The 24,516-nt window shown below is 26.2% G+C and carries 27 protein-coding genes and 1 pseudogene; 24 read left to right on the top strand and 4 right to left on the bottom strand.

The features are described 5' to 3' along the window. The first annotated feature begins 72 nt into the window (after positions 1–72). The 23 genes and pseudogenes from QOZ84_RS01205 to QOZ84_RS01095 all read left to right on the top strand — a co-directional run bounded on the left by QOZ84_RS01205 (position 73) and on the right by QOZ84_RS01095 (position 20,081). Positions 73–687: a DUF4397 domain-containing protein gene (locus tag QOZ84_RS01205; RefSeq protein ID WP_284131134.1), complete on the top strand. Its 615-nt coding sequence runs from the start codon at positions 73–75 to the stop codon at positions 685–687. 203 nt (positions 688–890) lie between these two features. Further along, positions 891–1,265 (top strand): GntR family transcriptional regulator, encoded by a 375-nt coding sequence (locus QOZ84_RS01200; RefSeq protein ID WP_284131133.1) that lies wholly within the window; start codon positions 891–893, stop codon positions 1,263–1,265. A gap of 12 nt (positions 1,266–1,277) precedes the next feature. Further along, complete coding sequence (locus QOZ84_RS01195; protein ID WP_284131132.1) at positions 1,278–2,129, top strand: ABC transporter ATP-binding protein; 852 nt, start codon at positions 1,278–1,280, stop codon at positions 2,127–2,129. Positions 2,130–2,134: 5 nt separating this feature from the next. Beyond that, entirely contained in the window at positions 2,135–2,779 is a 645-nt protein-coding gene (locus tag QOZ84_RS01190) for an ABC-2 transporter permease (RefSeq protein ID WP_284131131.1), read from the top strand. A gap of 167 nt (positions 2,780–2,946) precedes the next feature. Beyond that, positions 2,947–3,840, top strand: coding sequence for a sulfite exporter TauE/SafE family protein (locus tag QOZ84_RS01185; protein ID WP_284131130.1), 894 nt, complete (start codon positions 2,947–2,949; stop codon positions 3,838–3,840). Between the two features lie 140 nt (positions 3,841–3,980). Further along, positions 3,981–4,349 (top strand): hypothetical protein, encoded by a 369-nt coding sequence (locus QOZ84_RS01180; protein WP_284131129.1) that lies wholly within the window; start codon positions 3,981–3,983, stop codon positions 4,347–4,349. 129 nt (positions 4,350–4,478) lie between these two features. Then, positions 4,479–4,643, top strand: coding sequence for a hypothetical protein (locus QOZ84_RS01175; protein WP_284131128.1), 165 nt, complete (start codon positions 4,479–4,481; stop codon positions 4,641–4,643). Positions 4,644–4,674: 31 nt separating this feature from the next. After that, entirely contained in the window at positions 4,675–4,845 is a 171-nt protein-coding gene (locus tag QOZ84_RS01170; protein WP_284131127.1) for a hypothetical protein, read from the top strand. A 170-nt stretch (positions 4,846–5,015) separates the two neighbouring features. After that, positions 5,016–5,246: pseudogene (locus QOZ84_RS16615) on the top strand (UDP-N-acetylglucosamine 2-epimerase); the annotation flags it as partial. Between the two features lie 121 nt (positions 5,247–5,367). Next, a complete protein-coding gene (locus QOZ84_RS01160) occupies positions 5,368–6,216 on the top strand; it encodes a GGDEF domain-containing protein (protein ID WP_284131126.1) in 849 nt (282 codons plus the stop codon). Then, positions 6,206–7,828, top strand: a complete 1,623-nt coding sequence (locus tag QOZ84_RS01155; RefSeq protein WP_284131125.1) for a polysaccharide deacetylase family protein — start codon at positions 6,206–6,208, stop codon at positions 7,826–7,828. Before QOZ84_RS01160 ends, QOZ84_RS01155 begins: the two co-directional genes overlap by 11 nt. Before the next feature lie 2 nt (positions 7,829–7,830). Continuing rightward, positions 7,831–9,087 carry a glycosyltransferase family 2 protein gene (locus QOZ84_RS01150; RefSeq protein WP_284131124.1) on the top strand — a complete coding sequence of 419 codons (1,257 nt, stop codon included), beginning with the start codon at positions 7,831–7,833 and terminating at the stop codon, positions 9,085–9,087. A 12-nt stretch (positions 9,088–9,099) separates the two neighbouring features. Further along, entirely contained in the window at positions 9,100–11,166 is a 2,067-nt protein-coding gene (locus QOZ84_RS01145) for a cellulose biosynthesis cyclic di-GMP-binding regulatory protein BcsB (RefSeq protein WP_284131123.1), read from the top strand. 13 nt (positions 11,167–11,179) lie between these two features. After that, the gene (locus tag QOZ84_RS01140; RefSeq protein ID WP_284131122.1) at positions 11,180–12,217 is read left to right on the top strand and encodes a glycoside hydrolase family 113; all 1,038 of its coding nucleotides are present in this window, start codon (positions 11,180–11,182) and stop codon (positions 12,215–12,217) included. Positions 12,218–12,265: 48 nt separating this feature from the next. Beyond that, positions 12,266–12,766 (top strand): hypothetical protein, encoded by a 501-nt coding sequence (locus tag QOZ84_RS01135; RefSeq protein WP_284131121.1) that lies wholly within the window; start codon positions 12,266–12,268, stop codon positions 12,764–12,766. 154 nt (positions 12,767–12,920) lie between these two features. Next, the gene (locus QOZ84_RS01130; RefSeq protein WP_284131120.1) at positions 12,921–14,147 is read left to right on the top strand and encodes an MDR family MFS transporter; all 1,227 of its coding nucleotides are present in this window, start codon (positions 12,921–12,923) and stop codon (positions 14,145–14,147) included. Positions 14,148–14,313: 166 nt separating this feature from the next. After that, positions 14,314–14,670, top strand: coding sequence for a GntR family transcriptional regulator (locus QOZ84_RS01125; protein WP_284131119.1), 357 nt, complete (start codon positions 14,314–14,316; stop codon positions 14,668–14,670). Between the two features lie 12 nt (positions 14,671–14,682). Further along, positions 14,683–15,375, top strand: coding sequence for an ABC transporter ATP-binding protein (locus QOZ84_RS01120; RefSeq protein ID WP_284131118.1), 693 nt, complete (start codon positions 14,683–14,685; stop codon positions 15,373–15,375). Beyond that, positions 15,368–16,177: a hypothetical protein gene (locus QOZ84_RS01115; RefSeq protein WP_284131117.1), complete on the top strand. Its 810-nt coding sequence runs from the start codon at positions 15,368–15,370 to the stop codon at positions 16,175–16,177. Before QOZ84_RS01120 ends, QOZ84_RS01115 begins: the two co-directional genes overlap by 8 nt. Before the next feature lie 15 nt (positions 16,178–16,192). After that, positions 16,193–17,425, top strand: a complete 1,233-nt coding sequence (locus QOZ84_RS01110; protein WP_284131116.1) for a hypothetical protein — start codon at positions 16,193–16,195, stop codon at positions 17,423–17,425. Positions 17,426–17,669: 244 nt separating this feature from the next. Next, positions 17,670–18,404 carry an ABC transporter ATP-binding protein gene (locus QOZ84_RS01105; protein WP_284131115.1) on the top strand — a complete coding sequence of 245 codons (735 nt, stop codon included), beginning with the start codon at positions 17,670–17,672 and terminating at the stop codon, positions 18,402–18,404. Then, a complete protein-coding gene (locus QOZ84_RS01100) occupies positions 18,394–19,422 on the top strand; it encodes an ABC transporter permease (protein ID WP_284131114.1) in 1,029 nt (342 codons plus the stop codon). Before QOZ84_RS01105 ends, QOZ84_RS01100 begins: the two co-directional genes overlap by 11 nt. Positions 19,423–19,436: 14 nt before the next feature. Beyond that, a complete protein-coding gene (locus QOZ84_RS01095) occupies positions 19,437–20,081 on the top strand; it encodes a TetR/AcrR family transcriptional regulator (protein ID WP_284131113.1) in 645 nt (214 codons plus the stop codon). Between the two features lie 101 nt (positions 20,082–20,182). Here the strand turns inward: QOZ84_RS01095 and brnQ are convergent, their stop codons facing one another. From brnQ to QOZ84_RS01075, 4 genes are all read right to left on the bottom strand, one after another. Next, positions 20,183–21,436, bottom strand: a complete 1,254-nt coding sequence (gene brnQ / locus QOZ84_RS01090) for a branched-chain amino acid transport system II carrier protein (protein ID WP_284131112.1) — start codon at positions 21,434–21,436, stop codon at positions 20,183–20,185. A gap of 363 nt (positions 21,437–21,799) precedes the next feature. Beyond that, complete coding sequence (locus tag QOZ84_RS01085; protein ID WP_284131111.1) at positions 21,800–22,828, bottom strand: DUF4097 family beta strand repeat-containing protein; 1,029 nt, start codon at positions 22,826–22,828, stop codon at positions 21,800–21,802. Positions 22,829–22,841: 13 nt separating this feature from the next. Further along, positions 22,842–23,432, bottom strand: a complete 591-nt coding sequence (locus QOZ84_RS01080) for a DUF1700 domain-containing protein (RefSeq protein WP_284131110.1) — start codon at positions 23,430–23,432, stop codon at positions 22,842–22,844. Continuing rightward, positions 23,425–23,745: a PadR family transcriptional regulator gene (locus QOZ84_RS01075; RefSeq protein WP_284131109.1), complete on the bottom strand. Its 321-nt coding sequence runs from the start codon at positions 23,743–23,745 to the stop codon at positions 23,425–23,427. Before QOZ84_RS01075 ends, QOZ84_RS01080 begins: the two co-directional genes overlap by 8 nt. A 376-nt stretch (positions 23,746–24,121) precedes the next feature. Here QOZ84_RS01075 and QOZ84_RS01070 point away from each other — a divergent pair, with 376 nt between their 5' ends. Continuing rightward, complete coding sequence (locus tag QOZ84_RS01070) at positions 24,122–24,409, top strand: GNAT family N-acetyltransferase (RefSeq protein ID WP_331496496.1); 288 nt, start codon at positions 24,122–24,124, stop codon at positions 24,407–24,409. The last annotated feature ends 107 nt before the right edge of the window (positions 24,410–24,516 follow it).

The raw sequence follows: 24,516 nt of genomic DNA, 5'->3' as shown, positions 1-24,516 counted from the left end.
ATTAACCAACAATACAATCTATGCATATTATATATAGCGTATATAAAAATAAGACAACAGGGGGTAAGTAAAATGGATTGTTTTAATATAGAAAAAGACAGTTCTTTTGTAAGAATATTTCATGCAGCACCAAATGCACCAGGAGTAGATATATATGTCGATGATAGTCTTTTATTTAGCAATATTAGATTCCAAGATTTCACTAGCTATGTGCCTTTAGAAAAAGGAGAGTATAAAGTAGATGTATACCCTACCAATAGTAAAGAAAAACCAGTTATAAGTCAGATGTTAGAGATAAAAGGTGGAAATATGTTTACTATAGCTGCCACAGGAAATATAGATGATTTATCTTTATTGGTTATAGGGGATTATATATCAAAGGAAACATCTGACGATTATAGCACATTTAGAGCGATACATTTATCACCAGAGGCACCAGCAGTAGATGTTTTAGTTGATGGAGAAACTTTATTTAAAGATATTAAATTTAGACAAGGCACTAGTTATGTAGATGTAAAACCAGATCAGTATAAAATTAAAATTGCTTTAACTAGTAATGGAGACGTGGTTTTACCATTTAAAGTTAACTTAAAGCCAAATAGAATATATACTATATATGTAGTTGGAGACTTAGATGATTTAAGTGCAATTCAATCTGTAGATGGAAATACTTATATTTGCAAATAGTACCTAATTATTATGCTTAATAAAAATATATCTGTATATAGGGAATACACAATATGTGTATTCTTTTTTTGTTTTAATAAATTTTTATTAAAAATTTATTAAAACAATAGACTAATTGCAAATGAAATGTTATAGTGTGTATATAGTATATATACACACTATATACACACACATGCATAGTATATAAAAATAGAGGTGATAAATTGAACATAAACATAAGTAACTCATCAATAGTACCTTTGTATGAACAAATACAAAATCAAATCAAATCTCAGATATTGAATGGAAATTTAAAATCTGGAGAAGGGCTACCTTCAATAAGAAGTTTAGCTAAAGAATTAAAAGTAAGCATAATAACAACAAAGAGGTCATACGAAGAATTAGAAAAAGAAGGATTGATTCAGACTGTTGTAGGTAAAGGTACTTTTGTAGCAGTAAAAAATACTGAAAGGCTAAAAGAAATGGCGATGTATGAGATAGAAAGTAAGTTAGAGGAGATTATTAGACAAGCAAAGTCGGCAGGCGTAAGTTTAGAAGAAGGAATAGAGATTTTTAAAAGTATTTATGAAGACTTATAGGGGAGGTAAAATATGAATGCTATAGAAATTAAAAACTTAAATAAAAAACTAGGTGATTTTGAATTAAGTATAGACAACTTAGAAATAAAAAAAGGATTTATAAGTGGATTTATAGGACCAAATGGTAGTGGAAAAACAACTACTATAAAATTAATTATGAATATGTTGTTTAAAGATAGTGGAAGTATAAACATATTTGGAAAAGAATATAAAATAGATGATATAAATATAAAAGAACTTATTGGATATGTAAGTGATGCACCAGGATATGTACATGAAGTAAAACTTAAAGATATAAAAAAAGGAATTTCTGTTTTTTATAAAAATTGGGATGAAAAATTATATAAAAAATACTTACAAAAATTTAAATTAAATGAAAATAAAATATACAAAGAACTTTCTAAAGGTCAGCAAAAGAAGTTTGAACTTATAATGGCACTTTCACATCATCCTAAACTAATAATAATGGATGAGCCAACTGCAAATTTAGACCCTTTAGTTAGAAATGAGTTTTTAGAAATATTACAAGAACATATAGAAAAAGAAGAAGCAACAGTATTTTACTCAACTCATATAACTTCAGATTTAGATAAAGTATGTGATTATTTAGTATTTATATATGATGGGAAAATAATACTTAAAGGTGATAAAGAAAGTATATTAGAAAATCACAGCATTATAAGAGGAAATAAATCTTTATTAGATAATGAAACTAAAAAAGCATTAATATCTTACAATGAGAATTCTTTTGGATTTGATGGATTAACAAATAATGTAAAAAATTCTCATGAAATATTTGGGGAAGAAGTTGTTTATGATAAACCTAATTTAGAAGATCTGTTAATGTATTATACTAGGGGGTAGAAATTATGAATAATATAATAAATCTTACAAAAATGAGCTTGTTAAATCTAAAATATACATCTAAGCAAACATGGATAGGATGGGTTATATGGATATGTGTATCTATATATAATCCGTTGTTTCTAAATATGTTATTTGGAATGGGGGTACTTATGACATTATATCAAGTAATGGCATATGAAGATGCAAATAAGATAGATAACCTAATAGCATCACTTCCAGTAAAGAAAAATGAATATGTAATGTCCAGATATGTTGCTGGAATTATGTTTTTATGTATATCTATAATTATTGCTTGTGGAATATATTTTATATCTAGTAAAGCCAACACAAATGAAATTAAAATAGAGGTATTATTAGGAACTGGAATAAGTACAGCGTTATTGGTTACGTGTATAGTAATACCAATGGTACTAAAATTTGGTGTAAATAAAGGAAGATTTTTAATAACAATAGTAAATATGTGTGTAATAATGATACCATCATTTTTATTAGAAAATATATCACAAGAACCTCAATTAATGGAGACAATATATCGTTTTATAAATACAGTTTCGATGCCGGTAATAATAGTAATATTAAATATAATTATGCTATTGATATCTGTTACAATTTCTAGCAAATCATATAAAAATAAAGAAATTAGATAATATATAAAAATAGCGTGCTTATTGTACGCTATTTTTATATAAATTAAAGCTTAAGTTATAATCATAAAAAAATAATAATATGTGGTAAAAAATGCTTTTTTATAGTATAATCTGTTTTGTTGCGGGAAAAAAACAAAAATAAAACAGAAAAAACATAGGGGGACAAAATGTTAAAAGCAATTTTAGGATTATTAGCAATCATAACAACAGGTTTTACTACTGTTTATGCAAACGATTTTAGGAAGAACAGGGACAAGAGTAAAAACAATATATTTGGGACAGGAATAATTATAGGATTTATAACAGATTTCTTAGATGCAATAGGAGTTGGTTCGTTTGCAACAACTACAGCAATATTAAAATTAAACAATAAAATAAATATACCAGACAAAATATTACCGGGGACTCTAAACGTAGCACATGCACTACCAATGATAGTACAAGCATTTATGTCATTAACAGTAATAAGCGTAGACATGAAAACGCTTATATGTATGATAATATCAGCAGTATTAGGTTCATGGATAGGTGCGGGAGTAATATCTAAGTTACCAGAGAAGAAAGTTCAAATAACTATGGGGATAGCTTTATTTGGAACAGCTATATTAATAGTACTTGGACAACTTGAATTAATGCCAACAGGTGGAGATGCAACGTCACTTACTGGAGTTAAGTTAATATTAGGTATGGCAGGAAACTTCTTATTAGGGGCATTAATGACAGCAGGAATTGGATTATATGCACCATGTATGGCAATGGTTGCTTTACTTGGAATGAATCCAAAAGCAGCGTTTCCTATAATGATGGGAGCTTCTGCATTTGTTGGACCAATAGCTAGTACAAAGTTTGTTAAAGAAGGTGCTTACGAAAGAGAAATCTCTATGGGAATAACTGTAGGTGGAGTAGTAGGTTCTATATTAGCATTATTATTTGTAACTAATTTACCAACATATTGGCTAAAATGGTTAGTAGCAGGTGTTGTACTTTATACAGCTATAACTATGTTAGCAGCAGGCTTAAAGAAAGACAATAAATCAAATGATGATATAACAGTAGCGTAAGTTACAATACAAAGAAGACCTCATTTTATATAAGATGAGGTCTTTTTTGCATACAAAAATAAAAAAAGATTTAAAAATTGAATAAATAAAAAAACTCATGTCTAAGATACTAATAGACAAAAATATGGAGGAATCTTTTTATGAAATTTAAAAATATAATACTAGGAACTTCCCTATTATTTATTATGTGTTTTATAGTAGGATATATATATATTGAAGCAGGTGGTGGTACTTCTAAAAATAAAAGTGAAATTGTGTTAGACACTTTCTCTGAAGATAAACAAGATAAGCTAATAACAAAAGAAGAAGCTGTACAAAATGTTAAAGAATACTTAAATAAAAGTAATGGATATTTACCACCGATTATAGAGATAGATAATAAAAATGAAAATTATTATATAGTTCATGCTTATGAAATCGTAAAAAATAAAGATGAAAGCCACACCGCTACAACAGGCTGGTATTATGTAAATCTATATACAGGTGAAGTTAGTGATATGATAAATTAAAAATTAAAATGTTAATAATAAATAATAGAAATATTGAGAAATATATGTAAAATATAAAAAAATATATAGTAGTAAAACTAAAATATATGGGCAATTTAAAGATAATGGCAAATATAGAAAGGATAAAATATGAAAACAAAAAAAGAAGAATTAGACAACAATAAAGATATGAAAAAATTGTTAAAAGAGAACACCACTAAGATGGAAATAGGAAAAGAGATTCATTCTAATAAAAAAATATCAGATATAGTTGGTGAAAGACTATCATCTAAAAAACGTTTCCCGCCTTGCTAAAAATAAATAAAAAGCTAGAGGAGTGAATTAAATGAGCGAGTGCAGATTTTCAAATGGACATTACGAAGACGCCCTACAATACACGAAAGAGATACTTTCAAGTAGTTCCTCTATGGATGAGATAGTAGTTAATTTAAAAGTATTAGAAAATATAAAAAAACAACAAAGAGATAAAAAACAAATAAAAACATACAAAGTTTAACAAAAAAGATGATTGACTTCAATCATCTTTTTTTATTGGGATTTTTATGTAATCTTAATTTTTCTTAAGCTTGTTTTAATGTTCTTTACAAAGGATATATACTATACTATAGTATATACTCAATAGATGTTATTTATTAAAATATATAAGTCAAAAAAGGAGGGGAAAAATTGGGAAAAATCAAGGTTATGACAGTATTTGGAACAAGACCGGAAGTAATAAAAATGGCACCATTAGTTAAAGAATTAGATAGTAGAGATGGCATAGAAAGTATAGTGTGTGTAACAGCTCAACATAGATAAATGCTAGATCAAGTTTTAAAAATATTTGATATAACTCCTGATTATGATTTGGATATTATGAAATCTAATCAAATATTAGCAGAAATAACTAGCAATATATCATCAAATCCTTATGGGAATGGGCTATAGAGTAAGTATATAGTAGACGAGATAATAAAAAAGTTTAAAGACACTAATTAAAGAAATTTAAGGATATTATTAAAAAGAAAGATGTGATATTATGAGAAATATTTTAAGGGAAATTGACTTTTATTTCTTAGGTTTATTTTTAGAAATATTTGTAATTATAGCTATATTTACTATTAACAAAGATAGTAATATGGATATTTTAAATTTTGTTATGCTTTGTATAACATTTTTTACAATAATGATAACTTACACGGGTGGAAAAGTTGTAGGGCTTATTTTAAGTTCAATAACTATATTTTTATATGCTAGTTATATTTTCTACATTAACTTAGCTATGAATATAGAAATTAATTATATATGTTATATTTGGATGGCTTGTATACCTATTGTGGCTATTACATCAGGAAAGTTATCAAGTAATATAACATTATTACAAAATACTAACATAAATTTAAAACAGGAATATGAAAACTTAGTTAGAATAGATGAACAAACTGGTCTAGGAAATATAAAATTATTTTATAGAGATTTAGATCGAGAAATGAGTAAAAGTAAAAGACATAAAGTTCCGTGCACTTTGATGTTGGTGAAATTACCTTATTACAAAGAAATTAAAAAGATAATTGGAGAAAATAAAACAAGCAAATTAATAAAAGATATAAGTAATGTAATTTCACAATGTACAAGAAATGAAGATGAAAGATACACTATAGAAAATGATACTATAGCTATTATTATGCCAAATACAGATATAAACGGAGCGGACATAGTAAAAAACAGAATAAAAGAGGGAATAAGCAATCTGAATTTAAAATTAATGGAAGAAAAGAAATATGTGAATATAGATAATAAAGTATCTATATTACAATATAAAAAAGATATAAGTTCAGCTATTGAATTTAAAGCATTAGCACAAGAGGAACTTCAATATGACGTATAAAAAAAGAATTTTTGTATTACTTACATTGCTTATATTATTTACTGTTAATACAGTTTCATATGCTGATAGCAATAGTGGTAAAAAGACTCTTATAATTTACGAAAATGAAAAATCTTTTGCTTATAATGAAAATAAAGTAAATCATTTAAAACAGCTTTTATATGTATTTAATAAAGACGTTAGTAAAGTATCTGTAAATGATTATAAAAAGGGTTATATAGAAAAATTTGATTATGTTTTTGTTATAAATATTAGAAATGATATAAAGAACACTAATTTTTTAAAAGATTTAACTAACTTTAAAAACAAAATCTATTGGATTGAAGATCAGATAGAAAGTTTTTTAAATTATTCTAATAAATATAGCATTACCTATAATTCAAAAAATAATAACATAACAAAATTAAATTATAAAAATAAAGAATTAGCAGCAAATGGGGTCAATTCTTATAATATAATAAATCCATCATCATCTACAAATGTAATATCTAGTATGACTGATGGATATAATACTTATCCATTTATATTAAATGAGAAAAATCTATATTATATATCAAAATGGGATTTACAAAATTCATATATATTTGATGATACTTTAAATGATTTTTATGAAAGAAAAAAAACCGAAAAGAGTGAGATTTTTGTAAGAATAGAAGATGTACATCCATTTAGAGATACTAAGAAATTAAGAGAAATAGCAGATTATTTATATAAGGAGAATGTTCCTTTTATGATAGCTTTAATTCCTACTTATGTGGATTCTAAAACTGGAAAAATAAATACATTAGATTATAATACGGATTTTGTAGAAACTATAAAATATATGCAAAAAAAGGGTGGAAGTGTTATATTACATGGATATACTCATCAAATCGGACATAAAGAAGTAAGTGGTGAGGGATATGAATTTTGGGATATTAAAAATGATAGACCAGTTAAAGAAGATATGTACACTTATGTAAAAAATAGGTTTTTAAGTGGACTTAGACTTTGTGTTGAAAATGGAATATATCCATTAGCATTTGAAGCACCTCATTATGCTATGAATATTGATGGATACAAAGAAGCTAAAAAATATTTTTCCACTTATGTAGGACAATATCAAAATAATAATGATAATTTTGCTACTAGTACTTTCCCATATACTATAAAAAATAGTGATACTTTTGAAACATTTATACCTGAGAATTTAGGGTTTATAGATGATAAAAATATGTTTGCAGTAGATGAAATAAAAGAAAAATTTGAAAAACTGCAAATGGTTAGAGGGTATAGGGGCGGATTTTTCTATCATCCTTACTTAGATATAAAATATTTAAAAGAAAGTATAAAATATTTAAAAGATAATAATGTCAACTTCTTAGATTTAAAAAGTAAAGAAAATTATGTGAAGATTGATGATATAAGTATTGAATCTAAAGATGGAAAAATTAATTATACTTACGATAAATCAAAATCTGTTTCAAATAACAAACAAGAACTTGAATTTAAAAATAATATGAAAAGTATAAATAATACAGTAATAATATTTGTATCAACAATATTAGTATTATTTTTAATAATATTTATAATATTTAGGATTATGAACAAGCGTAAGTTTACAAGGAGATAAATATGGAAAATTTGAGATTAGTAGATTATTTATTTTTATTTTCACTTGTTTCTATATGGGTTATATTGCTAATAAATATAATTTTGGCAATAAGTGGATATGTATATTATTTAAAAGGGCTCAAATTTAAAGATGAAAAACTACAAGAATATCCTTTTGTGTCAATTTTAGTTCCAGCACATAATGAAGGAATTGTAATAGGAAAAACCGTAGAATCATTGCTATCGCTAGATTATCCAATTGATAAGATGGAGCTTATAGTTATAAATGATAATTCATCAGATGATTCTAAAGACATATTAAATAATATAAAAAATATATACAGACAATATAATTTTACTATAATAAATACAGATAACATAACGGGTGGAAAAGGAAAATCCAACGCATTAAATATAGGCTATCAAGTTGCTAAAGGTGACTATATAGCAATTTATGATGCTGATAACACTCCAGAGAAAACAGCTCTTAGATATTTAATACAAACTATTGTAAAAGATGATAGCTTAGGAGCTGTTATAGGGAAATTTAGAACAAGAAATAAACATAAAAATATACTAACGAAGTTTATAAATATAGAAACTCTTAGTTTTCAATGGATAGCCCAAGCAGGTAGAAGACAGTTACTAGGATTGTGTACAATTCCTGGAACAAATTTTGTACTTAGAAGAACTACCATAGAAAGTCTTGGAGGATGGGATACAAAAGCAATAGCGGAAGATACTGAAATAAGTTTTAGGATTTATAAAATGGGTCAAAGAATAACTTATATACCTCAGTCTGTAACATGGGAACAAGAACCAGAAACTGTAAACGTATGGATAAAGCAAAGAACTAGATGGGTTAAAGGTAATATTTATGTATTAATTAAGTATATAAAAAATATATTTAAAGGAAAACAAAATAGAGTTTTATTTGATATATTATATTTCTTCTCAGTATATTTTTTGTTTTTAACATCAGTTGTAGTTTCAGACATACTTTTTATTTTAGGTATATCTAATATGGTAGAAATAAATATTCCGTTTAACTTTGGAATTATATGGATACTGTCATATATATTATTTGTACTACAAGTAAGTATAACGCTTAGCATGGAAAAAGGTGAAGGTGACTTACAAAATATTTTCCTTGTTGCGTTGATGTACTTTACTTATTCACAATTGTGGTTATTCGTTGCTATAAAAGGTATGTTTGGATATTTTTCAGATGCTATAAACAAAAGAGAAGCAAAATGGTACAAAACAGAACGATTTTAGGGAGTTGACGAGATGAGATTAATAGCTATTATAATGACTATAATGATTACTTTTTCAAATGTGAGCATAGGTTTTGCAGACAACAATGCTAGCAATGTAAAGACTTATAAATTTGAAAATGATGTAAATATGAATGGTGTAATAAGTGGAAATAGTAAATTTTTTGAGGTATCAAAAAACTGGAATTTAAAAAATGCAAAATTAAATTTAGTTTTTACTAAAAGTGAACTTTTAGATATTGATTATTCTACAATAACAGTGTTTATAAATGAAAAACCAATACACTCAGAAAGATTAGATGGAAAAAAAGAATATAAGAAAAATATAAGTATAGAAATACCAAAAGATTTATTAAAAAAAGGAAGTAATGAAATACAGATAAAGGCATATAAGACTATATCAGATAAAGTATGTAGAGATGATGCAAATACTGCGAACTGGTTAGTAATTCATAAAGAATCTAATATAAATATAGAATATGAATATAGGGATTCTGAAAATATATTAAGTGAATATCAAAATTCATATAATAATACTGACAATGGAGATAGACTAAATAGTACAATTTTATTGCCAGACAATTATTCAAGTGGTGAACTGAGCAGTGGTATGATTTTAGCTGCTGATTTTGGAAAGAAAATAAAATATGATAATTTTAATTTTGACTTTAAACTTTACTCAGATTTTAAAAATAAAAACGATAATATTATATTTATAGGTGAAAACAATAACACACCTAAAGCAATTTTAAACTTGCTTACAAATAGTGAAAAAAGCAATTTAGATGAAAAAGGTATTATTAAAATGGTAAGCTCACCTTTTGACAAAAACAAAAAAATGACAATTATAGTGTCTAACAATAGTGATATACTGAAAAAGGCTAGTAAGCTTTTAAGTAGTAATGACTTAATAAATAATTTAAACAAAGACAGTATAACTATAGATAAAAATACTGATATAAATGATTTGAATGATAAAGAAAATACTGATAGAATATATTTAAAAGATTTAGGCTATGAAAATATAATGTTAAAAGGACCTTTTTCTCAAGAAGTTGTAATGGATATAAATACTCCTAAAAACAAAGTGGTTAAAAGTGGATCTAAAGTAAAGTTAAATATTAGATATGCTCAAAATTTAGATTTTGAGAGATCATTAGCTACTGTATATATAAATGATGTGCCTATAGGAAGTAAAAGACTTGTTAAGGAAAAAAGTGATAATGATACTATAGAACTAAGCTTACCTAATGAAGTTGTAGGAAAAAGTTATTATCAAGTAAAAGTTGTGTTTAACTTAGAACTTTTAGATGTAGCTTGTGTAACTAGAGACACAGATAATCCATGGGCTTATATTTCAAATGAATCTTTCTTAGAATTTGATTATGAAGATAATGATGATTTAAGTTTTAATAACTACCCATATCCATTTGTAGAAAATGATAAATTTAATGATTTAACCGTGGTTGTACCAAATAATTTGGCATCTAGAGAATTAACATATATTGCAAATAGTATTTCATATATAGGACATGATGTTAAATTTAATGATGGTAACTTAAACGTAGTCAAAGAAAGTGAATTTAGGGGTAATTACAAAAAGGATAACTTAATAATAGTAGGAACTCCAAGTAACAATAGTATTATTAAGGATATAAATAAAGATTTGAATTTAAAATTCAATAAAAATTACAATGGATTTGAAGGAAATGATAAAATAAAGTTTGTTGGAGAATTTTCATCAGAGGTAGCTTCTATACAACTAATAGACTCGCCTTATTCAAAAGATAAAAGTGCTATGGTTATAGCTTCTACAGATATAGCTGATTTGAGTTTAAGCGCTAAATATTTAAGTGATTTAAGTCTTACAAAGTCACTTAAAGGGGATACTATTGTAATTGGAAGAGACGGATATGTTAAGGATTTAAATTATAATGCTAAAGAACAAACAACAAAAGAAGAGCTTAAAGAAGAAAAAAAGATAAGTAAACAAACTAAAATGTTTGTTTTAGTAGCAGTATTTTTATTAGCTACAGTTATAACTTCTTTAGTTTTATTAGTATTAAAATATAGAAAATAAATTAAGGGGAAATATGAAAAAAAAAATATTATTTATTATACTTACAATCTCTATTTTAGCAATTGGAATTGGTTTTTCTAAAAAAAACAAAGTAGAAATAGATAAAATAAAATCTGTTAATTTATCAACTGACTATGAGATAAAACAGGCTTTAGAGGATATAAAAGATTTAGGGGTTAATACTGTAAATGTGCCGGTAGTTATACAAATACCTAATATTAAATCCAATGATATGAAAATAGATGATTATAGTAAACAAAAAGCTATAAAACTTATAAAAATATTAAAAAAGAAAGATATAAAGGTAATTTTAGAAGCTTATCCATGGATAAATAATGGACGTAGCTATGAAACAGAGTACAATCCATTAGACAAAGAAAAGTTTTTTAAAGATTGGAAGATAGTATTAAATACTCTTATTGATGATGTAGCAAACAAGCATGATGTTGATATTATTATTACGGGTTCTAACTTGCAAAACTTAGAAAAATACGAAGACAATTGGTGTGATATTATTGACTTTGTAAAAGAAAAATTTGATGGATTAGTAACTTACAAAACTTCATGGTGGTATACGGCTTCGTGGGATAAAAAAAGTATAGATAGATATAATAAAAAATTAAATAATAAGCTATTTTCAAAAGTAGACTTTATATCAATAGCATCTTATTTTGAACTAAGTGACAAGGCAGAAAACACAGTAGAAGAATTAGTTAGCTGCCTAAATTCAACTACTATCCATAATCGAAAACAAAATGTAGTCAAAGAAATATATAATTTCCATAAAAAGCATAATAAGGAAATATTCTTTGGAGAATTAGGATTCCCAAGAAGAGACTATGCTGCAAAACATCCTTGGGATGCAGCAGTATCAAATGTTGAAAATGCCAAAGAGCAAAGTAGATGTTTTAAAGCCTATAAGCAAATATTTGAAGATAAGGATTATTTAAAGGGATTTTCAGTTTTTGCAGTAGGACAAAAAGGAAAAGATAAAAACTTTTATCCTTCTAATGAAAGTATAGATGTAATATATAGTTGGTACAATAAATAAACTTGATTAAAATTTAGAGTGAATGTGTTTTAGAAAGAAGGATAAAATTTGAGCGATTTATTAATATTGTTAGACAAAGATATAAAGAGATGTGAAGATGTATTAAAGATTAATAATTACTTAGAGATAGTAATAGCAGTGGAAGAACTATTTGATAAATATAAAGGAAGCATAAAAGATATAGGAAGTGACAGTGATAGGGTTTGGAACTATAGTAAAAAAGACCTTGAAAATATAATGGATAAATTAAAGCTACATAGAGATAAATTTATAGATGACTATAATGAATCTAGGAGTATTAGTAGTATTAATTTAAAAATAATGTTTAATAGTACTAAAAATGAAATAAAAAATAATAACACACTTTCAAAAGAAAAAATACAAGAAGTTTTAGATTTATTAAATAGTATTGAGAAAATTAACAATGAAAAAATAAGTATTGATGAGAAGTGGGCTAAACTAAGATTATACATGAATATTCTAAGTAAAGAAGATGCAAATATAGCCTGTAAAATTATTAATATTATAAATATAATACTAAATAATTAATAACTTTAATAAAAAATAGATGATTAAAATTGATCATCTATTTTTTTATAGCGAAAATAAAAGAATATTTTGAAAATTTAATGATAAACGAAATTATTAAATGTTATAATTAAATATAGGTATAAAATGTAAAAAAAGGGGAAGAGGTGAATAAATGAAAAACTTACTAAGTCCATATAAAGGATTGCCTAAAGAAATATATATATTATTTATAGGTAAAATAGTTAATTGCATAGGTGCGTTTGTACATCCGTTGATGTCTTTAATATTAACTCAAAGGATAGGTATGTCAGCTTATGAGGCGGGTCAATTTGTTACTATATTAGCAGTTTGCCAAGTCCCGTGTATGATATTAGGTGGAAAGCTAAGTGATAGTATTGGGCGTAGAAAAGTTATAATAATATTTCAAGTATTAGGAGCGATGATGCTTATAATTTGTGGAATAATACCAACTACGGTTACAACAGCTAAAATATTGATACTATCATCGTGTTTTTATGCAATATCATCGCCTGCTTATGATGCATTAAATGCAGATTTAACGCATGAAGGAAATAGAAAAGAAGCTTATTCATTGTTATATTTAGGTGTAAATATAGGTTTTTCAATAGGACCTATATTAGGTGGATTTTTATACAAAAACTATTTGCCTTTAATATTTATAGGGGATGCAATAACAACAATAATAGCTTTAGTGTTATTTATTGTATATGTAAAGGAGCCCAAACAAAATAAGGTTATAGACGAAGATAATAAAAATGAATATGATAAAGATAATGTTATAGATGAATATAGAGAAAATTCAACTATAAAAGTACTGTTTAAAAGACCTATTCTTATTTTATTTCCAATAATGATGCTTTTATATCAATTTTCATATTCACAGTGGGGATTTTCTCTTCCTCTTCAAATGGGAGAGCTGTTTGGAGGAGATGGAGCTAAGTTTTATGGATATCTAGGAGCATTTAATGCACTTATAGTTATTGTGTCTACTCCACTTTTAACTCATAAAACTAAAAAATATAATGCTTTGAATATAATGTCGCTAGGTGGGATGTTATATGGAATGTGCTTTTTAGTTTTAGGTTTTTCAAATATAATGCCTATGTTTTTTATAGCGGTATTTTCACTTACAATTGGAGAAATTTTAATTGCAATAAACAGTTCTGCTTTTATAGCAAACAATACACCTCCTTCACACAGAGGAAGAATTAGTGCTATAATTCCTATGATATCGGGAGCTGGATATGCGCTGGGACCTATGATAATGGGTAAAATTATTGATTCAAGTGGTATTTTTGTAGGATGGATGATAGTTACAATTGTATGCTTTATAGGAGGAATTGGAATGATTTTTCTTAAAAAGCTAAATGTTAAATAAAAGCATATAACTATATTAAAATATGTAAGTAGGTAGACTTTAGTCTGCCTATTTATAGTTTAAATAAACAAAATTTAAAAATATACTTGATTTACAACCGTACTATGTATATAATACAGATATAAGGTGTACTACTGATATAATACGGTGATACGGAGGTGGTTAAATGAACTTTACAGCAAACGAAAAAGAACCAGTATATCTTCAAATAGTAAAATATGTAAAACAACAAATAGTAATAGGTAATTTAAACCCAGGGGATGTTATTCCCTCTAGAAGAGAAATGGCAGTAAAAATAAAAGTAAATCCAAATACAGTACAAAAGGCATATAAGGAGATGGAAGATATGGGGATTATAAATACAGCTAGGAGCTATCAAAGCACTATAACATCTGATGAAAAAATAATAAAAAAAGTAAGACATGATCTTATAGATGAATCTTTAAAAGACTTTATAGAAAATATGAAAGCTATAAATGTTGAAAAAGAAGAACTTGTACAAATAATAAATGATAGATATTAGGGGGATGAAAGTGTGATAGAAGTAAAAAATGTGGTGAAAAAATATAAAAAGATTAAAGCTCTTGATGATATATCTTTTAATATAAAAGAAGGCAAAATAACTTGCATACTAGGAATAAACGGAGTTGGAAAGTCAACTACATTAAAAGCTATAGCTGGTCTTATAAGAGTTGATAAGGGCGAAATACTTATAGACAATGAAAAATTAAGTTCTAAAACTTATAATAAACTAGCATTTGTTCCTGATATAGATAGCTATTTTCCACAGCTTACTATAAAAGAAAGCTTTGAATTTATGAAAGAATTTTATGTAAATTGGGATGATGAAAAAGCCTATGAAATGCTTGAAATATTTAATTTAAGTGATGATAGACTTATATCTAGTTTATCTAAGGGAAACAAAGCTAGGGTTAAGATAATATTAGGTTTTGCGCAAAATGCAAAATATACATTATTAGATGAGCCATTCTCAGGAATTGACATATTTAAAAGAGAAGAATTTATAGGGGTTATGGCAAAATATATGAATGATGAGCAAAGTATAGTTATAACTACTCATGAAATAGCAGAAATAGAAATGATAGTAGATGATGTAATTGTTATAGACAACGGGAAAATAGCATTTGAGTTTAATGCTGAAGAAACTCGTGAAAATGAAGGTAAGTCTATAATTGATAAGATGAGGGAGGTATATAGGGGTGAATAAAATATTAACTTTATATAACATAGAATTTAAAAGAATATACAAATTATATTTTACACTATTAGGTCTGTTATTAGTTGGAAATATAGGTATTGTAGCAAAACAATTACATAGGCAAGTAAACATTGCAGCATCAAAAGCAAAAGCAAAAGCGAGTATGGAATTATTAAAATCATCATTAGTAAAAAATGGATTATGGGAAGGTGGAATTGGCGATATATATTTATTTACTACAATTATACTAGGTATAGCAGTTATGTTTTGTTTAATATATTGTATTGTGATTTGGTATAGAGATTTTGTAGGTAAAAATAAAACTGCATACACATTATTTATGCTACCAAATAACAAATTTGCAATATACATATCAAAAGCTATAACTATAGTAGTTATGATATATGGAGTGATTATGACACAGATATTATCGTGGATTATTGAAGCAAATATAATAAAAATGCTATGTAATATAGATATGTATCAAATTAAATATATAATATTACATTTACGACCAAGACATTTAATACAGCCGTATTTATTAGACTTTATAATGGTAGATGTAATTGGTGTCATATTAGCAGTGCTAGTTATATTTACAGCAGTAATGATACAAAGATCTTTTAAAATAAAAGGAATGATACTTGCAATAATATACACGCTAGCTTCTATATTAATTTATGTATTTCTAATTCGATATGCAGGTTATAGCGATAAAATATTAGTTTTACATAGCATTTACTATATAGCATTATTTACAATATCAACAACATTATCTTATTATCTTATAAATAAGAAAATACATTTGTAAAAGGGGGGAACGTTGATGAATAAAAGATTATCAAAAACAGTATTAGTATTAACTATAGGGTTGATAGCTACTACTTCTATATATTTAGGAATAAGCAATAAAAGTAATCAAAAAATTGTTGATATAAAAGGAAATAGACAAGCTCTAGAAGGTATGAATATAGTATATCAAGAACCTGAAGGTATGTATAAAACTAAATTAGTAAAAATATCAAAAGATAATTTAGAGATAGATAATTATGCAAAAGAACTTCCACCTTCGCTTCCTTCAACAACTGAAAATATAAAAAACAGAGATTTATTAAAAAATGTAAATTATCAACAACCAACATATGAAGATGATAAAAGCAAAGGATATGGATTCCTAAATGAGAATTATGATGATTATTCAAGTGTAGTACAACATCAATATATGGCATATGTAAAAGATAAAAATTTACAAACTGATAAAATAACATCTTATAAAATACCTATAAAAGCTCCTATCAAAGGTGATAGTGATACATCTTATAATTCAGTAGCTATAAAATATCAAGGAAATTTATATTTAGTAGTTAGTATAGATATGCAGCCAAATTATTTTAGTAAAGAAGAAGAGCAAATATCTGCTAGTAAAGAATGTTTAATTAATGTATATAAACTTAACTTAGAAAATGAAAGCAGTGAGCAAGTTTTTAGTCAAAAAATGAGTAATAAAGAAAAACTAGCATCTAGAGGAAATATAGCTTTCTCACATAAAGATAAAGTATATATGACAATGAATAGATATAATGAACTTGAAAATAAAAAATACGAAACAAAATATGATTTAGTAGAATATGATTTAAAGACAAACAAAATTAATATCACAGAAATACCAACATCTATTAAAAATCAAAGTTCCTTAGACGATTATTGTATAGATGGTAATAAAGTTAGCTTTATGAGTTATGATCATGACAAAAAAGAAGGTACAGATATATATAAGTTAACTATGGATTTAGACACTAAAAAGATATTATCTAATGATACATTAAAAAATGAGCAGTCATCTTTTATAAATAATGTAGCGAAAGTAAAAGTAGCTAATAATAAAATTTATTTGATTACTCGAGGATTTTCAGATGATGATAAAATTAATTCACCTCGAGTATCTACACAGTATGTACATGTAATAGATGAAAAAACTAAAGAAACTTTATATACAGGGAAAGTATATGAAGAAGTAGGTTATGGTGTAGATGTAAACATAGTAAAAGAAGAAATATAGTGTATATAAACATATAGTAAGGTGTCGTAAATTACGACACCTTATTTTTAATGAAATTTTTATTTGAAAATTCTTGTTTATGATAAGGTACAAGACCAAATAAATTATACTTCCTAAAATCAGCGCATTACATAGTATTAATAAAGAACATAAGATGTTCATTTTATTTTTATTGACAAGTATAATTAATGGTAATAAAATTAAAGTGAGTAATCACTCACTAATATTAAAAGGAGATGAAAACATGTCTACAGAAAATTGTATCCACATTGAAAATATATGTAAATCTTATAAAAAACAAAAGATATTAAATAATATATCTTTTGACGTTATAAAAGGAGAGATATTTGGACTGCTAGGACCTTCAGGATCAGGTAAAACTACATTAATTAGACTTCTTATGGGAATGGAATATCCAAATAGTGGAAAAATAGAAATAATGGGGAATAAAGTTCCTGATTTAAAAACAATAGAGAGTATAGGGTATACAGCTCAGGCAGACGCTTTATATACAGATTTGACTTGTGAAGAAAATATGAAATTTTATTGCCAGTTATATAAAATCCCTAAAAAAGAATGCATCAAAAAGATAAACGAAGCGCTTGAAGTAGTAAATCTAAATGAACATGCAAAAAAAATTGTAAGTACATTTTCAGGAGGTATGAAACGTAGATTATCTTTAGCTATATCATTAGTAAATTCTCCTAAGATATTAGTATTAGATGAGCCAACAGTAGGGATGGACCCAGTACTTAGAAAACAAATATGGTTAGAATTGGAAAATCTTAGAAATTCTGGAGTAAGCATAATAATAACAACTCATGTTATGGATGAAGCTATGAAATGTGATAGAGTGGCTATGTTAAGAGATGGGAATTGCATATCACTTGGAAAGCCAAATGATTTAATAAAAGAATACAATTGTAATGACTTAGAAGAAGTGTTTTTAAAATTAGGAGGAGATAAAGATGAGAATTAATGCAATTATAACTAGAATCATAAGACAGTTTTTTAGAGATAAAAGAACTCTAGCATTACTTATTTTGGCTCCTATACTTATTTTAACTCTTATGAATTATGTATTTAGTGAACAAGATGCAAAACTAGATATAGGGGTTGAAAATGAAAACATACAAAAAACTTTAAGTTCACTACAAAAAGAAGAAAATATATTTATAATCACTAAAGAAGAAGCTAAAACCAAATTTAAAAATCAAGAATTAGATGCTTATATACAAAATGATAATAATGATATAAATGTTATTGTTAATGGATCAGACAGTTCAATGAATATGAAGGTTTTAAATGTTATAAAAGGTGCTATAAGTAAAAAAATGCCAAATCAAGCTAATGCACCAAAATTAAACATAGATAATTACTATGGCAGTGATGATATGGAAACTATAGATTATATAGGACCTGTGTTAATAGGGCTTTTCATATTTTTCTTTGTATTTTTAATTTCAGGCGTAAGTTTTTTACGTGAGCGTACAACTGGAACTTTAGAAAGGCTTTTAGCAACTCCTATAAAAAGATATGAAATAGTACTAGGATATTTGATAGGTTTTGGGATTTTCACTATTTTCCAATCAACGATAATATCTGCATACAGTATTTGGGTGCTAGATATATATAGTGCTGGTGAGATAGGTTTGATTTTATTAATTACTGTGATAATTGCATTATGCGCACTTAGCCTTGGAATGTTTTTATCATCTTATGCAAATAATGAATTACAAATGATACAATTTATACCACTAGTTATATTACCACAAGTATTTTTATGTGGATTGTTTTCAGTAAGAACAATGGTAGAACCTCTACAATGGATATCAAAATTTATGCCACTAACTTATGCATCTAAAGCACTTAACGATGTTATGATATGTGGAGCATCATTTATGGATATACTGCCAAGTCTGGGCATATTGTTGACATTCACAGTAGTATTTGCTATTTTAAACATACTAGCACTTAAGAAACATAGAATATGGTAAGGTGAGGAATTAAATTGAAAGAATGGATGAAATATATTATAGAAGATAGCAATAATGAGCAAAAACTTACTTTAAAGCAACAAAATATTTTGATTGCAGCAGTAGAGCTCATTAGTGAAAAAGGATATGAAAAAGTATCAACAGCAGAAATAGCGAAAAGGGCAGGGGTTGCAGAAGGAACTATATTTCGTCAATACAAAACCAAAAAAGACTTACTAAATGCTATTGTGCGTCCTTCTTATATGAGGTTTATTGGAGATATTATAGCTAAAAGTTTTGTAGAAGAAGTAATAGCTAAAGATTATATAAATTTTGATACATTTTTAAATTGTATTATAGAAGATCGAATTGAATTTGCAAAACAAGAAACCCCTCTTATAAAGGTTTTAATACAAGAGATTACAGCTCAAGAAGACGTTAGAGAGGATATTAAATCTTTATTTTTAGAAAATGTTTATCCTAGCTTTGAAAAAACAATTAATCTGTTTAAGCAAAAAGGAGAAATAATAGATATCCCTTCTAGCACTATTTTTCGTATCATAATAACTAATTTATTTGGTTATTTGGTGCCAAGATTTGTGTTATATCCAGAACTTAGCTGGGACGATGAATATGAAAAAAAAATTGTTATACAGTGTATAAAAAAAGCTTTAACTTAATATTAAAAAATAGTGTAGATAAATTAGAATTAATAAATTTATCTACACTATTTTTATTAGAAATTTTATTGAACTTTTTTATTTAAAACTAAAGAATTTTTTTAAAAAATAAGTGTACCTATAATACCTCCTAATATAGCTGGTACTATCCAGTTGAATCCTAAGCTATCAAAAGGAAGAGTGTGTATTAAACTTATATTAACACCTAAGCTATCAATAACAGTAAGTATGCTTATTACTAAAGTAGCATAAGCAGCACCCTTGTAAGTAGAATTTTTAGTAAATATATTTTTGAAAGATGCCATCAAAACTAAAACAATACATACAGGGTATAAAACTGTTAATATAGGAGCTGCTATAGAAATTATTTTATCAACTCCTAAATTAGAAACGATAGAACTAAATACACAAATTAGTATAACTAAATGTTGGTATTTAATTTTTTTGTTAGTAACATCTTCAAAGTACTTAGCAGTAATTGAAGTTAAACCCACAGCTGTAGTAAGACAAGCAAAAGCAACAATTATACTTAATAAAACTGATCCTGTATGACCCAATAATTGCTTAGTTATATTAACTAATAGTGCAGTTTGAGAGACATTAGCATCGTAAATAGTAGAAACAGTAGCTCCTAAGTATGCAAGACCACCGTATACTAACACAAGACCAATACCTGCAACTAGAGATGCTTTTACTGTAAGGCTTGCAACTTCTTTTTTATTTTTGTAGCCTTTAGCTAAGAACGAAGTCATAATAAGTGCAGTAACTCCACCTGATCCAAGGGCATCCATAGTTTGGTATCCTTGAGTAAGTCCAGTTGAGAATAAGCTCTGTGAATCAGTAACTGGAATCAATTCGCCTATTGGAGAAAGTATTCCTTTGCCTATTAATACAAATAATGCAATTAAAAGCACTGGAGTTAAAAATTTACCAATAATATCCATGACTTTAGTTGGTCTTATAGTTAAAATAAGAGTTAAACCAAAGAATAAAATAGAGAATATAACAGGGTTTACTGAAGGAAACAATGGATTAATACTCATTTCAAAAGTTGTTGCACTAGTTCTTGGAATAACAAGAATTGGGCCCAAACAAAGCATCATAATAACTTCTAAAGTAAGTCCGAATTTTTTACCAGCTCTTCCTACAACTTCTTGGTAAGAACCAGCCTTTGCAACAGCGTTAATAGATAAAAGAATCATACCGATATCTGCGATAGCGAATCCTAAAAAGCTTATTAACCAACCGCTACCAGATGTTGCTCCTATGTATGGAGGAAATATTAAATTTCCTGCACCAAAGAACACTGAAAATAATGCGAAACCAATAATAATAATGTCTAGATTTTTTTTCATAATGATACCTCTTTCTTTTTTTTTATACAAAAAAGCCACATAGTATACACTATGTGACTCTTATAATCCTAGGATATAAAAAAGCCACATAGTATTTATCTATGTGGCTTACATAACAAATTAATCTTAGCCATCATAGATACAAACCTTCAGGGTCTGTATCTATGATTAAAAATTTTATCATAAACACAAACCTAACTAAAATAGCTAAAATAATAATATATATTTAATTTTAAAGTATTAGTTAAGTTAATGTTAGTTATCATATTAAAAATCTCCTTATTAAGAATATTTGTGAAATTTGTATTGTTAAACGTTATTATACACATATAAATATAGAATGTAAATAGAAAGTTTTAAAATTTATTTTGCAAATTTAACATTAACATCTCCATCATTAGAAGTTATGTTTAAAGTGTTTTTAGAATTGGTTTCTTTTACAACAGAATTTCCAACGCTATTATTTCCGATATTAACATCTCCGAATTTACTAATAATATTGTAATTATATAAACTCTCACTTTCATTAGAATTTATATGAATATCTCCATGTTTGTTGTTTAATGTAGTAATTCCTAAAAGAGAACCGTCTATATTTATATCTCCATCAGCACTATCTACATTAAGTTCATTGCTTAAAAACCCTGTTGAATTTATACTTCCATGACTGTTTTTAATTTCTGCTTTTTTAGAATTACTGTTTAAAACTTTAAAATCACCATCTCCTAAATTAGATATAAAATTATTGAAATTAGAGTTTGATATACTTATGTCTCCATGGTCATTTTTAAAAGTGAAATTATTAGAAACTGTTGAATTATTAAGTTTTAAATCTCCATTATTCATAGCAATATCCATATTATTAGAATTTAAATTATCAATAGAAATATTTCCAGAAAAAGACTGTATATTTGTATTTTCACTATTAATAGAATTTATTTTGACATCTAAGTCTTGTGCATTTATTTTTAAATCTTTAAGTTTAGCAGTGTCATTTACATATAATTTTAGGTAATTTAAATTTTGATTATTAAATCCATCTATATTAAAGTGAACTCCCATATTGTTATTTTTAGGTTGAGTTATTACTAAATTATTGTCTTTTATTTCATATTCTACTTTACTTATTTTTTCGTTGTAATTTAATTCTAATTTATTTTCATTAGATTTTACTATTTCAATATAATCTAAATCAACGTCTATATCTACTTTATCGAAACTGCCTAATTGTTTGGTTTGTGATATATTTTTATTATTTTTAGAATTAAGAGATACTAGATCGTTACTTATATTGTCAAATTTTCCACCCATAAAAAACCCAAAAGCAGAAAGTATTATTCCACATATAACTAGAACTAAACCTATTTTTACTATTAATTTTAAAGATTTCATTTATAGTTTCTCCTTATCTTTTATTTTTGTTTATTTTTTTTAATAAATTATTGCTTAAATTAAGTATCGACTTTAATACCACGTTTCCAAACTTAAAAGTTCCTGCAAATGCCAACAATCCTATTCCAGATAGTAATAAACCTACACCCATAAATAAAAGAGCACTTGAAAAATTACTTATTATAGATAAAAGCCCTGTTCCAAACACCAAAATACCTGAAAATAATATACTTACCGAACATAAACCAAAAGAAAATACTATAGAACCTATTGTAAATACTAAAGTTCCTACAAGTATAACCATAGCAAATGATAGGGGAAGTGCTATTGGTGCTGCAAATATAGCCAGTATTATAAACCAAATTGATGAAATTCTATTTTTGCTAGGCTTATCTTTTATTTTTATGTCTTTGACTGCATAGTCTGATAAAATTTGAGAAGCTACCATTGAAGGCGATCCTAGTTCTTTTTCTACATCAACAGTATCATCTATTTGTGCGTCTTCAAAATATTCATTATAATAGCTTAGTGCATCATTTAATTCTTCACTTGGAAAATTTTTCAATTTTATTTTTAATTCTTTAATAAACTCAGTTTTATTCATTTATTACTCCTCCTAATAAAATTTTATCTACATTAATTTTGTAGTCACTCCATTCTAAAATATATTCTTTATATTTTTTTATTCCTAAATCTGTAATTTGATAATATCTTCTATTTCGACCTTGAAAAGGTTGGTCATATGTTATAACATACTCATCTTTTTGCAATCTTCTAAGCACTGGATATAATGTGGATTCTGATATATTCATTATTTCTCGAACGTTTTGAGTTAAGATATATCCATAAGTATCTTCTTTTGTAAGTATTGCTAAAACACAAGCATCAAGCAGCGATGATCCTAGTTGAAAAGACATTGTTTACCTCCTATTAGTTATTTTTATATTTAATTCAATATTATATGACGTATAATATTACTATATACAATACTATACGGCGTATAGTATTGTATGTCAACTTAATTTATAAATTGTCACTAGGTTTATTTAAGTTATTTATACTTCGTATAGTAAAACATTCTTTAAGTGTAATTAAGGATTTATTCAGTAATGTTTGAATCTATAGGATAGAATAAAAATAATAGTTTGTTTATAAGTTATAAATAATATAGGGAGTTATATAATTACTTATCTAAAGGCATTGTAATAATACTTTAAAATATATATTATATTCTTAGCGTGTATAGATAAAAAACACATAAAAATAAAAAATAGTAATAATTCATTTGATTCTTTGGCACTAGCTCCAGTGTCTGTTTCGCCAAAGTTTCAAGGTATGAAAATAGGTAAAGCACTTATAGAAAAAGCACTAAATAAAGCCAAAGAAATGGGGTTTGAAAGTGTTGTAGTTTTAGGACATGAAAACTATTATCCTAAGTTTGGATTTGAAGTAGCTAGCAAATTTGGGATAAAAGCACCTTTTGAAGTGCCAGATGAAGTATTTATGGCTATTGAGCTAAAGGAAGGTAAGCTAAAAAATGTTAGCGGTATAGTAGAGTATTCAAGCGCATTTATAGATTAATTTTATCAAAGATTAAAATAAAAAGAATGTATACTTTTTCACGGTAACGGGACATAAAATATTAAAATGTAGCACTATCGTGAATTTAAAAACAAATCATAGCCATA

Source organism: Romboutsia sedimentorum (genome assembly GCF_030131845.1).
GTDB lineage: Bacteria > Bacillota > Clostridia > Peptostreptococcales > Peptostreptococcaceae > Romboutsia_D > Romboutsia_D sedimentorum.
This window is presented reverse-complemented; position numbering and strand designations above follow the sequence as displayed.